General features: G+C 41.2%; 11 protein-coding genes. 7 read left to right on the forward strand and 4 right to left on the reverse strand.

The genetic code is table 11. From position 1 onward, the window contains the following. Positions 1–53: 53 nt before the first annotated feature. The gene (locus LX64_RS09780; RefSeq protein WP_111597453.1) at positions 54–1,079 is read right to left on the reverse strand and encodes a tetratricopeptide repeat protein; all 1,026 of its coding nucleotides are present in this window, start codon (positions 1,077–1,079) and stop codon (positions 54–56) included. Positions 1,080–1,193: 114 nt separating this feature from the next. On the opposite strand from LX64_RS09780, the gene LX64_RS09785 reads away from it, so the two are divergent. Further along, complete coding sequence (locus LX64_RS09785; protein ID WP_111597454.1) at positions 1,194–2,603, forward strand: DUF262 domain-containing protein; 1,410 nt, start codon at positions 1,194–1,196, stop codon at positions 2,601–2,603. Next, positions 2,591–4,528 carry a DUF262 domain-containing protein gene (locus LX64_RS09790; protein WP_111597455.1) on the forward strand — a complete coding sequence of 646 codons (1,938 nt, stop codon included), beginning with the start codon at positions 2,591–2,593 and terminating at the stop codon, positions 4,526–4,528. Before LX64_RS09785 ends, LX64_RS09790 begins: the two co-directional genes overlap by 13 nt. Positions 4,529–4,593: 65 nt before the next feature. Here the strand turns inward: LX64_RS09790 and thrC are convergent, their stop codons facing one another. Genes thrC through thrA form a run of 3 tightly spaced genes read right to left on the reverse strand, consistent with a single transcriptional unit; the run spans position 4,594 to position 9,340 of the window. Next, entirely contained in the window at positions 4,594–5,904 is a 1,311-nt protein-coding gene (gene thrC, locus LX64_RS09795; RefSeq protein WP_111597456.1) for a threonine synthase, read from the reverse strand. A gap of 20 nt (positions 5,905–5,924) precedes the next feature. Continuing rightward, on the reverse strand, positions 5,925–6,854 hold the full coding sequence (locus tag LX64_RS09800; protein ID WP_111597457.1) for a homoserine kinase: 930 nt from the start codon (positions 6,852–6,854) through the stop codon (positions 5,925–5,927). 41 nt (positions 6,855–6,895) lie between these two features. Then, positions 6,896–9,340, reverse strand: a complete 2,445-nt coding sequence (gene thrA, locus LX64_RS09805) for a bifunctional aspartate kinase/homoserine dehydrogenase I (RefSeq protein ID WP_111597622.1) — start codon at positions 9,338–9,340, stop codon at positions 6,896–6,898. Between the two features lie 782 nt (positions 9,341–10,122). On the opposite strand from thrA, the gene LX64_RS09810 reads away from it, so the two are divergent. From LX64_RS09810 to LX64_RS09830, 5 genes are all read left to right on the forward strand, one after another. Further along, positions 10,123–11,280, forward strand: a complete 1,158-nt coding sequence (locus LX64_RS09810; protein WP_111597458.1) for a homogentisate 1,2-dioxygenase — start codon at positions 10,123–10,125, stop codon at positions 11,278–11,280. A 51-nt stretch (positions 11,281–11,331) separates the two neighbouring features. After that, a complete protein-coding gene (locus LX64_RS09815; protein ID WP_111597459.1) occupies positions 11,332–12,327 on the forward strand; it encodes an aldo/keto reductase in 996 nt (331 codons plus the stop codon). 38 nt (positions 12,328–12,365) lie between these two features. Next, a complete protein-coding gene (hppD, locus tag LX64_RS09820; RefSeq protein WP_111597460.1) occupies positions 12,366–13,496 on the forward strand; it encodes a 4-hydroxyphenylpyruvate dioxygenase in 1,131 nt (376 codons plus the stop codon). 135 nt (positions 13,497–13,631) lie between these two features. Then, complete coding sequence (locus LX64_RS09825; RefSeq protein WP_111597461.1) at positions 13,632–14,105, forward strand: hypothetical protein; 474 nt, start codon at positions 13,632–13,634, stop codon at positions 14,103–14,105. 87 nt (positions 14,106–14,192) lie between these two features. Then, positions 14,193–14,627, forward strand: a complete 435-nt coding sequence (locus LX64_RS09830; protein ID WP_111597462.1) for a DUF2147 domain-containing protein — start codon at positions 14,193–14,195, stop codon at positions 14,625–14,627. Positions 14,628–14,721: the final 94 nt, after the last annotated feature.

Below are 14,721 nucleotides of genomic sequence, written 5' to 3' on the forward strand. Positions count from 1 at the left end.
ATGAATAGATCGTAATACGAACATTACAAACCTACTAAAATCTTTTTGCTTCTTTATTTCGCCAAGCGTTTTAAGGCGGTAACAGCATCTTCGTGGTTTTTCTTGAAGATCGTTGCTTTCTCGAAATCGGCCTTGGCGAGGTCGTTTTTATGTAAAGCTTCGTATGCGAGGCCGCGTTTATAGTACGCTTCGGCATTGCTAGGTTCACCTTTAATGGCGAGGCTGTATGGCGTAACAGCTTTCGCTGGGTTCTTTTGATCCATGTAGATGTCGCCGATTTTCAGATAGGCTTTTGCATCTGTAGGGTCTACTAAAATCGCTCTTTCGTACATATTCATGGCATCCTTCATTTCCTTCCTTTGCAGGTGGAATTCGGCGATGGCATGTAGCGCGCCCGTGTCGGTCGTATCTTGTTGAAAAGCTAATTGGTAGTATTGAATGGCTTCGGGGGAATTGCGATCGCTTAGGAGATCGCCCATTTCCATGATAGCATCGTAATCGGCGTGAATACCGGCATGGTTAATACCGGCAGCTAAGAGCTTCATAGCAGTGGCGGTATCTTTCTTCTCTTCGGCGATGCGGGCTTGTAAATAGAAGCCTTTATCGGCTACTTTGGTATCACGTTGTAAGATACGGGCAACGCTATCGGCACGTTCTAATTCTTTGTTTTCAATTAAGCTGATCGCTAGTTTGTATTGTAGATAGCCGTAGTTCGGCATTAATTGCAAAGCGGTAGAGAAGTGTTGCACGGCCTTTTTGTATTCTCCTGTAACGAGCGCGGCTTCACCTGCACCGGCTAGGTAGTCGGGGTTTTTAGGTTCGAGAGCAGCTGCTTTTTCAAAATCTTGCAGTGCTAAATGTGGTTCGTCGTTGAAAAGAAGCAAGGCGCGTTTGAAGTAGAGGTCGTGCTTTTGGGGGAAATTAATAATGGAATCGGTGATAGGTTTGATGGTAGCCGATTGAAGAACGGTATCGGCGGTTTGTAGTGTGGATGCGGTTTTTGGAGCATCGTTACAACTAACCATCAAGGCCGTTGTTGCGAAATAGGATAGTGCTAAGATAAGGCTCGTTCGTTTCATTACTCAAACCTAAATGATTTTGTGGATATTTTATTGTGGGGGATGGAAAATTGTGGTGGAGAATTGGTTATATTGAAAGTTTTTGAAAACCTAACTACCACGTAATTATTAGTAATGGAAGACGTAACAATTTGTCGGATTACCTTTGGCGAATTACTTGAAAAGGATTCGCATATCAGCATACCGGGGTACCAAAGAGCCTATTTATGGGACACAACAAAAGTGGATGCACTATTGGAGGATTTGAAAGCTTTTAAAGAGTCTAACCCTCGCCAAGAGGAGGAATACTATATGGGTGGTATTTTGTTGTACAAAGATAAACTTAAAAGCGAGTATGAAATCATCGATGGGCAACAACGCTTGACGACTTTGAATTTGATTACTTACTTATTGGAACGTCGTACAAAATTGAAAATAATGTATAGTAATCACACTTCTAAAGACCACATCAAAAAAAACTACACTTATCTTGCTAGCAATATTGATCTCCTTAAGGCGCTGGATGATTATCTTGAAAAAATCGTCTTTACGCTTATCATTAGTTATGATAAGGATAAATCGTTTTTATTCTTTGACACCCAAAACAGCCGAGGCGTATCACTATCGGCCGATGATTTCCTTAAAGCCTATCATTTAAGAGAAGTCGAATCTGAAGCATTACAAAAGAGTTTGGCAACAACTTGGGAACAAGCTGCATTAAGTGGCCACTCAAACGCAAAAAAGATGGCCTTAACGTATCTTTTTGAGGAAATTATATACCCAGCAAGGCAATGGAAAGGGGCAACCACCTGTAAAGTGGCTAATAGGGATTTAATATTGGAGTGTTTTCAAAAGAAGACAATAAAACAAAGTGAGAATACGCTTCCCTTATTTGGAACAAAAAACTATGTAAAATTCGACTTGCATGAAAACGAGATTTCTTACACTGAAATGCTCATAAGTGAAAAAACAATTGACATAACTGCTCCTCCAATGGAAATAAGGCAACCAATTTATAAAGGAGTTCATTTCTTTCAATACACACAACGTTATCACACCATTCATAAACTACTTTTCAGTACACCAAAAAATAAAATACAAGACAAGTCTATTATTAACACAATTACATACTTCGAAAATGTATATAATGCCGACATGTCGATCTATTTGAAGCATTTCATGGAGCTTTGTTTAGTGATGTATTGTGACTCATTTGGTTCAACACATCTAGATAGAGCCATTGAATTTTTTGATTATTTCATTGGTGGCCTTCGACTTGAAAAAAGTGTTAGAATAGAAGCAGTTCGAAAGAGTCTTACAGTCCCCAAAGTCAATCTACTAGATGTTATAGCACATGCTTATTTACCGAACGAGGTTTTTGAATTCATAAAAGAAGAGAACTATATAAGAACGAAATATAAGGAGAGTTCTAGTAAAGAGGATAATCGTCATAAAAAGAACAATTACATAGATAGGGTACTTGACCAATATAGAAAGAAGACACAAGATGTAAACTTAGAAAATCGATTAGCATGGATCAATTAACATCACATTTATATAGCCTTCAACATATAATTGCCAATCACTATAGATTTAATATTCCATTATATCAACGTTTGTATGTATGGCAAATTGACCATGTTAGAACATTGTTCAATGATCTTTACAAAGCATTCAAGTCGGGTAAGAAGTCATCTTATTATATTGGAGGTATTATCTTGGTAAAAAACAAACATAACGATGGGGTGTACGATTTAGTAGATGGACAACAAAGATTTACAACCTTATGGTTACTGGCATTGGAGCTGGAAGGCGCACTAAAGGCTTTTAGCCAAACAGATCAATGGCCACGAATACAATTTTCCATTCGAACAATCGCTACTAAATACTTTAGAAATGAACTAAGTAACATCAATAGTGCTATTGATGACGATGATAAAGATTATAGGGAAATCAAAAGAATTGATGAAGCACGAATGAAATTGCAAGAATTGATAACAAGCAGCTTCATAAACAATGAAGAAAAGCAAGAATTTTCTAAATATATTTTTGACAACCTAGCGTTTTGCCTTACAATTGTTCCTCAAAAAACTGATTTAAACAAGTTATTTGAAGCATTGAATAATAGGGGCGAGCAATTATCGCAGGATGCCCTATTAAAAGCTCAAATATTAGATAAGATTAAAAATTCGCAAGAAAGATGGGCATACGCGAAGATTTGGGAGGTTTGTAGTGATATGAACAACTACCTGGACAACCTATTAAAAGAGCACATTGAAGCAAAAACGCTTGCGGACTACTATGATTCTTCGTTTAATATTAATAAAATTAAGGCACTTTTAAATACTCCCACAGAAGTTAGCTCCCCTAAAAGCATACATGATATTATTAACGCTGAACAGATTGAAAAGGAAGAAAAAATAGCAGCTTTTAAAACAGAGGACAATACGACTAATGCCGAGCAGGATGAATTACAAAGTGGAAGAAGTATTCTCACATTCCCACAACTTCTGTTGCATACATTAAGAATATTCTTAAGAAATGAAAACAAGGATGATATTGAAAAAATAAACGAAAAGGAATTAGTTCGTGTTTTTGACAACTACTTTTTCTCAATCTTTAAAGGGGATGATGCATTTATAGAAGCGAAATGTACCAAGTTTATTGAATTGCTTTTTAAAGTAAGAGAAGCATTTGATCAGCATATTGTAAAATGGGTTCCGACAGCCAACAACACAGAAGAGTTGATCATAAAAAGGTTGGTAAAAAATTCCAAGACTCTTGAAAGAGACATTTTTGAAAACGACAAGCAATTTATTATGTTACAATCTATATTGTATCATACCCAAGATAATACCACACAGTATTGGCTGACGCCATTTTTGTATTCAATATTAAACAAAATAAATCTCGACGCCCCTAAGGAGCTGGAGTTATTAGATAACCAGTTGTTTTGTACCAAGAATTTTGCCCCATTAATTACACGGACATGGAAGTTCATGCAAGCTGGATTTGAACACCAGAAGTGTGAAACGTCAACCTTGCTTGAAGCATCAGGTACTCGTTTTCCGCATTATTGGTTTTACAAGATAGAATATATCCTATGGAAAAAATACGCACAAACTAAAGGTTATGAGCACTGGAAAGACTATAGAATCACTTCTAAGAATTCTATAGAACATATTAGTCCACAAAATCCAAGAGATCCAGCCGATAAAGTTTGTGTTGAGATGTTACATAATCTTGGTAACCTGGTATTAGTAACTAGGAGCATTAACTCTGAATATAGCGATCAATCTTACAAGCTCAAACAAGCAAGGTTTTTAGAGAAAAAAAGAAAGGGATTTCTGGATTCTTTAAAATCCGATCAGATTTATACAAAGTGGGGAAGTGATTGGAATGATGACGCCGCTATGGCTCACCAGCAAGCCATCATTAAAGATGTTAGAGAATATTTAGGCTTGGAATAATTCATAAAAAAGAAAGGCGCACCTGTTACAGTACGCCTCCGCTTGCAGTATTTTTTGTTTGCCCACTATACTGCATAGGATTGACCCGTTAGCCACTTTTTAAAAACATTGAAATCGTTCGGCATCAGCACGGCTTGCTTTTCTAGGTTTGCCAGTTGCTTGATTTTTGCCGGGGTATCGATTTTCGCTTGCACACTTGCCGGCATATTGTCGGCAAACTTTACCGGGTGGGCTGTTTCTAAAAACACGCCTACCGGCTTTTTGTGATCGGCGAGGTATTTTTTCAAGCCTAAATAGCCTACAGCTCCATGCGGATCGAGCAAGTAATTATGCGCTGCACATACACGTTCAATGGCGTCTACCGTTTGCTCGTCGTTAAAGCTGTATGCAGATAATTGTGCATGGAGTGCCTGGTCGTTATGTGCGAAGATTTGTAAAATGCGCACAAAGTTACTTGGATCGGCTACGTCCATCGCGTTTGATAATGTTGGTAAGGCAGGGTTCGGTGCGTATTCGCCGTTCTGCATAAAACGTGGAACGGTATCGTTCACGTTGGTAGCTGCAATAAAATGATGGATTGGTAAGCCCATTTGAGCGGCCATCATACCAGCGCAAATATTACCAAAGTTACCACTGGGTACAGCAAATACTACGTCTTTATGCCACTGTTTTAGTTTACGGTATGCTAAGAAATAATAGAGCATTTGTGGTAACCATCTTGCTACGTTAATAGAGTTAGCAGATGTTAGTAAGCAAGCCTCCTTCAAATCTTCGTCGTTAAACGCTGTTTTCACCAAACGTTGACAATCATCGAAAGTACCTTGTACTTCCAAGGCGGTGATATTGCCACCTAGCGTGGTTAATTGTTTTTCTTGCAGGGTACTTACTTTGCCTGAGGGGTACAAGATAACTACTTGCACGCCGGGCACATTGTAGAAACCATGTGCCACAGCCGCGCCTGTATCACCAGAAGTAGCCGCTAATACGGTAACAGGACGATCGTCGCCTTTCCTAAAGTAACCCAAACAGCCTGCCATAAAACGGGCGCCTACATCCTTGAAAGCGAGTGTAGGGCCGTGGTACAACTCCAAAGCAAAAACATGCTCTTCTACTTCGCGCAAGGGGAACGGGAAGGAAAGGGTTTCGCTAATGATTTGTGCTAGGGCGTGTGTAGGAATTTCTTGTTCGATAAAAGGCTCCATCACCTTTTTACCAATATATAGCGGGTCGTATTCTTCCAAACGTTCAATAAAATCTTTGTCGAGCTTAGGGATATTTACAGGAAAGTATAAACCCCGGTCGGGTGCTAAACCAGCTACCACGGCTTCCTTAAAAGACACGCGGTGCTGTGGATTATTTAAACTATAGTATTGCATAACTTAATTTGTATCGTTGCTTATTGTGAAATTACTTTTACGCCGGATTGGTTAATCGGCGACACGTGTACTTTAAAATCTACACCCAAAGGCGCATATACTTCATGCATAACATTCGCTACAATGCGGGCTGTTTCTTCCGAAGTACTGAGCATAAACACAGAAGGACCAGAACCAGAAATGCCGCCTCCTAAAGCACCTGCTTCTTTACATTTAATTTTCAAATCGTGGAAGGCGGGGATGAGAATAGAACGAACAGGTTCTACAATTACATCTTCTAAAGAACGACCAATCAGCGCGTAATCATTCCTATATAAACCGGCTACTAAAGCAGCCACGTTGCCCCATTGTTTAATCGCGTCCTTCATCAATACTTTTTGCTTCAAGATTTCGCGGGCATCGGATGTTTTCACTTCAATTTGCGGGTGAATAACTGTTACCCATAAGTTAGGCGGTGTAGGTAAAGCAACAATATCAACCGGCGTATAACTTCTCACCAAGGTAAAGCCTCCTAAAATGGCGGGGGCTACGTTATCGGCGTGGGCAGAGCCACTGGCTAAACGTTCACCTTCCATCGCGAAGCGTACTAATTTCTCTTTAGCGAATGGTTCGCCCAGTAATATATTGGCGGCTACTACAGCACCGGCGGCGCTAGCGGCACTAGAACCAATACCACTACCGGGTTGAATGTTCTTTGTGATCGTCATTTCGAACCCAACATTCTTGTCTTCATATTTCTGCATCAGCGCTTGTAAGGCAACGCCGCATACATTTTTAGAAGGTTCTAGTGGTAGATCGGCGCCATTGATACCGAGTATTTTAATACCGGGGGTATCGCTAAGGCTCATTTCTATTTCATCGCCGGGGTTGTCGAGGGCCAAACCTATTACGTCAAATCCACAAGCTACATTGGCAACAGTAGCGGGGGCAAATACCTTGATGCTTTTCATATAATGTCGTATACGTTAGTGTGATAATTGTTGATGGCCTATTAAAGGCTAGCTGTTTTTATGATATCTGCGAAAATACCCGATGCCGTTACATCTGCGCCCGCACCGGCTCCTTTTACAATCAAGGGTTGGGCGGCATAGCGATTGCTTTTATAGAGTACAATATTGTCTTTTCCTTCCAGTTGGTAGAAAGGATGATCAGGACCTACACTTTGTAATCCTACAGCGGCTTTACCATCTTTGAAACTGGCAACGAATTTTAGTTTCTTGCCTTCTGCATCGGCAGCCCTGCGGAGGTTGTTAAAGTGCTCGGCATGTACATCTAATTGGTTATAGAATTCTGCTACGGAAGGTGCGTTCAATGCTTCATCCGGCAAGAAGCCGTTATTCGTGATGTCTTCAATTTCCATAACAGTACCACTTTCGCGGGCAAGGATTAATATCTTGCGCATAACATCGGTACCGCTAAGGTCGATCCTTGGATCTGGTTCGGTATACCCTTCATCTTGTGCGGCTTGTACTACGCTACGGAACGATTGTCCTTCTACGAAATGATTAAACACGAAGTTCAAACTACCTGATAAAACAGCTTCGATTGAATGGATTTTATCGCCGCTACGGATCATATCGTTGAGGGTATTGATCACCGGTAAACCTGCCCCTACGTTTGTTTCGAACATAAAGGAAGCATTGTATTTACGGGCGAGTTCTTTCAATGATTTATAGGAAGCATATTCCGATGCGCAGGCAATTTTGTTGCAGGTTACTACGGAGATACCATTTTGCAAGAACAAAGCATAAGTACTGGCAACAGCGGCGCTGGCAGTGTTATCTACGAACACGCTGTTACGTAAGTTTTGTGAAATGATTTTTTCTGCAAAAGCTTGCATACTCATTTCTTCACCGCTTTGTAAAGCAGGTTGCCAGTTATCGAGCGGCAAACCATTTTCGCTGAACACCATGTTTTTGCTATTGGCAACAGCCATCACGCGGATATTTAAGCCGAGTTCATTTTGCAAGAAGGCTTTTTGTTGATCGAGTTGTTCCAAGAGTTTACCACCTACGTTCCCTACACCCACAACAAACAAGTTTACTTGCTTGGTAGGAGCAGAGAAGAAGGCTTCATGTATTACGTTCAGCGCTTTCTTTACATCATGTTTACTGATAACAGTAGAGATGTTCTTTTCGGTAGAACCTTGGGCGATGGCGCGGATATTGATCGCGTTACGACCTAATGCACCGAATAGGCGGCCACTCATGTTGTGGTGATTTTTCATGTTATCGCCCACTACAGCAACGATGCTTAAATCCTTCTCAACGATGAGCGGTTCAATTTTTTTATCATGGATTTCTTGTGCGAACGTTGAATCTACCACTGCTTTTGCTTTTAGCATATCAGTTTCGTGGATACCTACGGTGATAGAGTGTTCGGAAGAACTTTGCGTAATTAAAATCACGTTCACTTTTTCGCGGTGAAGGGATTCGAACAGGCGTTTAGAGAAGCCAGGAATACCCACCATGCCGCTACCTTCGAGCGTGAGCAAGGCAATATTTTGGATGCCGGAAATACCGGTAACGGGGTATGTTTTTTCGCCGTTGTCTTTAATCAAAGTACCATAGTCGTTTGGCGCAAACGTGTTTTTAATCCAGATAGGAATACGGCGGTCCATCACTGGTTGAATAGTAGGCGGGTAAATTACTTTGGCGCCAAAGTGGGATAGTTCCATCGCTTCTTCGTAGGAGATATGGGGGATGGGAATAGCTTGCGACACGATGCGCGGGTCGGCGGTCATCATACCGCTTACGTCGGTCCAGATTTCCAATACATTGGCATCTACAGCGGCGGCCATAATAGCGGCGGAGTAGTCGGAGCCACCTCTACCGAGGGTAGTGGTTTCTTGTTGGAAAGATTGAGCAATAAAGCCTGGGCAAACGAAATATTCTTCGGGTGCGTGTTGGAAATAGGCGGTGATATGATCGTTAGTGGATTCGAAATCTACTTGGGCATTACCGAAATTGTTATCGGTAACGATTAACTCGCGGCTATCTTTCCAAGCAGCGTGAAGGCCTACTTGTTTCATCTTCTCTGCGATCATCCAAGAGGAAAGTAATTCGCCGTAGCTCATGATTTTATCGAGTGAGCGGCGGGAGAGTTCGCCAACTTGGAAGATACCGTCGCATAGGTTTTCCAAGTTATTAAGTTGTTTTTTTACTTGGCTGATGAGGCCGCTTTGGATAGTGATGGGGAACAATTGGCGAATGGCCTCGAAATGTTTATGTTCGATTTCTTGTAGTTGTTGTTTGTACGCATCATTACCTTGCCCGGCAAGTTTCCCGCAGGCAATGAGTTTATCGGTAATCCCACTCATAGCAGACACGACGATGATCATTTTCCCTTTCTTCTGGTAGGATTGTACAATTTGGCAAACTTGTTCTATGGCCTTGGCACTTCCGCATGAAGTACCTCCGAATTTTAAAACTTGCATGAAATAAGATTTATCGATATATGTGGATACACGGCTCTCCCTAAGCTTGGGAACCAATTTATTTTGGTCGAGTGACGATATGTGAAATTTAACCCCGGCTTGGGGTTGTAATAATCGTAGCCGTAATAATGGAGCCACTAGTGGAGATATGCAAAGTGCTGATCGCTACCTGGCGGCGGCGAGAAGAATGGTTCATATGTGAATGAAGTATTTGCACTTTGTTATTATGACTTTCGTGTTACAAAGATTAGAAAGTTATTTGCAATTTCATAGCGCTATTTTTCATTTAATAATATTTTAAGATTCCACATTTTCATTGAATAATATCTAACTAAATGACAATAGTCAATACCAATAAGGATCTATTACCCCGTAACGAGTAAATAAAATGAAATTAGTTGTCAATACAACTACCGTTATTCATTACAATTACATGACATTACACATAATTAAACTGGTACTTTTTTCATGTTTTCCTTGTGATTGTCATACGATGCCGCTTAACAAATATTTCATCGCTGCTATCATTTGTATGGTAATATTTCCTATTTTAGGAGCAGCATTATTGCATTTTAATTCATGCAGTTACACCAACTACATAATACGCAACAACTCAACTATTACTTCCTAATGGCCACTTTAGCCATGGATTCCGCTATTATATAATGCAAATACCGGTTAATGCCTTAAACTGGTATACCCTTTTTCCTGTTTATTATTTACTGACGAATTAATTGGTCGTTTGCCGCGAGGCAAAGATTGTTCATTCAATTATACCCATTATGCCACATTACCACAAAATGGGAGTGATTCCGCATAAGCGCCATACGCAGTTTCGTAAGGCCGATGGCGGTTTATACTCCGAGCAACTATTTTCCACGGAAGGTTTCTCTTCTCACTATTCGCTATTGTACCATTGTCATCCACCAACCGAAATCGTAAAAGTGGATACACCATACAGCGTGGCGCCGAATGTGGCGGAAGAGAAAATGTTATCGCACCGTAGTTTCCAAGGTTTTAACGTGAAACCGAAAGCAGATTACTTGGAAAGTCGTGTGCCGGTGCTTGTGAATAGCGATGTACATGTAGTATTAGCTGCCCCACAACAAAGCATGAAAGACTATTTCTACAAGAATGCGGATGCCGATGAAATGATTTTCGTGCACGAGGGTACCGGCGTTTTGCATACACAATACGGCGAATTGGCGTTTGGTTATGGCGATTACTTAGTAGTGCCAAGGGGTACTATCTATCAAATCTCTTTCAACACCGAAAACAACCGCTTATTTATTGTTGAATCGTTTAGCCCATTACGTTTTCCAAAGAGATATTTAAGTCATTACGGGCAATTATTAGAACATGCCCCGTTCTGCGAACGCGATATTCGTCAGCCTCAAAACCTTCAAACCATCGATGAAAAGGGTGATTTCCTTATTAAGATCAAGAAGAAAGGAAACATGTATCCTATTCATTACGGTCATCATCCATTCGATGTAGTAGGGTGGGACGGTTGCGAATACCCGCATGCTTTCTCTATCCACGATTTCGAGCCTATTACAGGGCGCGTTCACCAACCGCCACCGGTGCACCAAACATTCGAAGGCAACAACTTCGTGGTATGCTCGTTTGTGCCGAGAATGTACGACTACCATCCACAAGCCATTCCTGCACCGTATAACCACAGTAATATTGATAGCGACGAGCTATTGTATTATGTAGATGGTGATTTTATGAGTAGGAAACATGTAACCAGGGGAATGATTACCCTTCACCCGGGCGGTATTCCACATGGGCCGCATCCAGGCGCTGTAGAGAAGAGCATTGGAGCGAAAGAAACAAAAGAATTAGCCGTGATGGTAGATACCTTCCATCCACTTCAAATAACAAAAGAAGCCCTCGAAATCGAGGATACAAATTACACGATGAGTTGGGCCGAATAGCCGTTTGCCAATTATAGATTTCACGTACGTTATTATTAAAACTTTACGCAAATGGAATACAGGAACTTAGGAACAAGCGATGTAAAAGTATCGGCCATCACCTTTGGTGCATGGGCTATTGGCGGATGGATGTGGGGTGGCGCAGAACACAATGATGCCATTGCAGCCATACATGCGTCGTTAGCAGAAGGCGTTACATCGATCGATACAGCGCCTATTTATGGGCAAGGACATAGTGAATCTATTGTTGGCGAAGCCATACAGAGCGTTTCGCGTGATAAAGTACAGATACTCACAAAATTCGGCATGACTTGGGAAGGTACGAAAGGTCAATTCGCCTTTGATTCGCAAGACAACCATGGTAAGGACATCAAAATTTACAAGTACGCCGGTAAAGAAAGCATCATCGCGGAATGTGAAAATTCGCTGAAACGCTTACGAACCGACTACATCGACCTTTACCAAATCCACTGGCCGGATAATACCACACCCATCGAGGAAACATTTGAGGCGGTGTTGCGCTTAAAGGAGCAAGGTAAAATCCGTGAGGCAGGCGTGTGTAATTACAACGTAGCAGACATGAAAAAGGCGAACGACGTTATGAATATCGTGAGTAACCAAGTGCCCTTTAGCATGGTGGAGCGCGGTATTGATACCGAAGTAAAACCATTCTGTATCGAAAACAGGAAAAGCATATTAGCGTACAGCCCGCTGCAACGGGGTGTGTTAACAGGTAAAATAAAACCTACGCATCAATTCGCAGCAGGCGATCACCGTCCTACTACGAAATACTACAAGCCGGAAAACATCGAGCGTATCAATGCATTCTTAGCAGAGATAAAGCCGATGGCGGAAAGCAAAAACGCCACCTTAGCACAATTAGTATTGCGTTGGACGATAGATCACCCGGGCATAACCGTGGCATTAGCAGGAGCACGCAACGCAGATCAAGCAATACAAAACGCAAGAGCAGCGCAATTAACATTAGCACCCGGTGAGATTGATTATATCAATAAGAAGCTCGGCGCGTTGCAAATTGTATCATAAAATCAACAACAACCTATTACAACAAAATTTAAACAACCATGATGAATTCAGCAGTAGCAAACCCGGCCGCAGCAGTAGGTGAAGACTTTTTACCACTGAACGGAACAGATTATGTAGAGTTTTACGTTGGCAATGCAAAACAAGCCGCGCACTATTATAAAACAGCCTTTGGTTTCCAATCCATCGCTTATGCGGGTCCAGAAACGGGCATGCGTGATAGAGCGTCGTATGTGTTGGTACAAGGTAAAATTCGTTTCGTATTAACAACACCTCTACAACCGAACAACGAAATCGCTGAGCATATTGCGAAGCATGGCGATGGTGTAAAGGTATTGGCATTGTGGGTAGATGATGCACGCAAAGCATTTGAAGAAACGACGAAACGTGGTGCAAAACCTTATTTAGCACCCACTGTAGAGAAAGACGAGTTTGGTGAAGTAGTGAAAAGTGGTATCCATACATATGGCGATACGGTGCACATCTTCATCGAGCGTACAAACTACACAGGAGCTTTCTTACCAGGCTATAAACCATGGAACCCCGAATATCAACCGGCCGACACAGGTTTGTTGTATGTTGACCATTGCGTAGGTAACGTAGGTTGGAACGAAATGAATACTTGGGTTGACTTCTACGAACAAACCATGGGCTTCCGTAACCTTATCAGCTTCGATGATAGCGATATTTCTACCGAGTATTCGGCATTAATGAGCAAGGTAATGAGTAACGGTAATGGTCGTGTTAAATTCCCGATTAACGAGCCGGCAGAAGGTAAAAAGAAATCACAAATTGAAGAATACTTAGAATTCTACGGTGGCCCGGGTGTACAGCACGTGGCAATCGCAACGAACGATATTATCCATACCGTATCTACCTTGCAAGCACGCGGTGTTGAATTCTTGAAAGTGCCATCATCTTACTACGAAACATTATTGGAAAGAGTAGGTACGATTGATGAAGAAATTAAGCCTTTACAAGAATTGGGCATTTTAGTAGACCGTGATGATGAAGGGTATTTATTACAAATTTTCACGAAACCTATCCAAGATCGCCCGACCGTGTTCTTTGAAATTATCCAAAGAAAAGGTGCGAAATCTTTTGGTAAAGGTAACTTCAAAGCCTTGTTCGAGTCGATCGAGCGCGAGCAAGAATTGAGAGGCAACTTGTAGTTTTTTTCTCTTGATACCATACAACAACAATCAAAACTTGGCATCCCGTTTCTATTCATAGGGACGGGATTTTTCATTCTGCTGAAGAAAGCTTATATTCAATTATAGCATTGTTCACCTAGAAAAACCCTTGGTATGCAGAATGTGTATAAAAGAATAGGCATTATTCTCGTGTATGCCGTGTTGCTCTTCTTTGCATTGGCGTATTTCAGCTACGACATTATTAACTTTTGTTTGCGTAACCTTACCTCGCATGCGTATAGTATCCGCGAGAATATCGACGTGCATATGCGTCATATGAAATACGTGTATTTGGGCTTTACGTTGGTATCGGCATACATGGCATTTAGGGTATTCCAGCCGGTGCCGAAAGTATCGTTTAAGGTATATGCCTTTTCATGGGTGGTAGACGTGGTGATCTTCTTTTTAGGGATTATATCGAGCTTTGTTATAGATAATATCCGGTATGCTTCGGCAGACCCGCGGGTGGTGATATTGGTACATGAGATTACGCCGTATAATAATGCGTATGTGCTGATAGTGTTATTGGCATTGAAAATATTCTTGTTTAGGATGGTGTATGTGCAGCGTGTGCATCCTCATTATTAGCCTGTTATAGCTTTCTTAAAATCCAGGGAAAGCCGTTTTACGTTGTAATTTTCCCGATATTTGGATAGTACACCAAACCCATTTCGCATGAAAAACATATTAATGGCACTTAGCCTATTTCTTTTCATCCCTGTAAAGATGTTTGCGCAACAACCAGATGCTATTTTGGGACATTGGTTGAATGAAGAGAAAGACGCGAAAATTGAGATATACAAGCAAAACAACCAGTATTTCGGCAAATTGGTATGGATTAAGCACCAGTTTGAGGATGATGGTAAAACCCCGCGGAAAGACAAGAAGAATAATGACGCTTCATTGCGTAACCGGGATATACTAGGCTTAGTGATCTTAACGAACTTTGTATATGACGACGGGGTATGGGAAGATGGTAAGATATATGATCCCAAGAGTGGTAAAACGTACAGTAGTAAGATCAAGTATAAAGGCAATACCTTGGAAATACGGGGGTTTGTAGGCGTATCGATGTTTGGTAGAACAACGGTATGGACGAAATCGAACTAGGTAGATATTAGTTTACAGATAAATAACCGCGATGTGGGATACCTGCATCGCGGTTTTTTTTATGGGTGTTCGCTTAATATAAAAAATTATACCC

Source organism: Chitinophaga skermanii (genome assembly GCF_003259335.1).
Lineage (GTDB): Bacteria > Bacteroidota > Bacteroidia > Chitinophagales > Chitinophagaceae > Chitinophaga > Chitinophaga skermanii.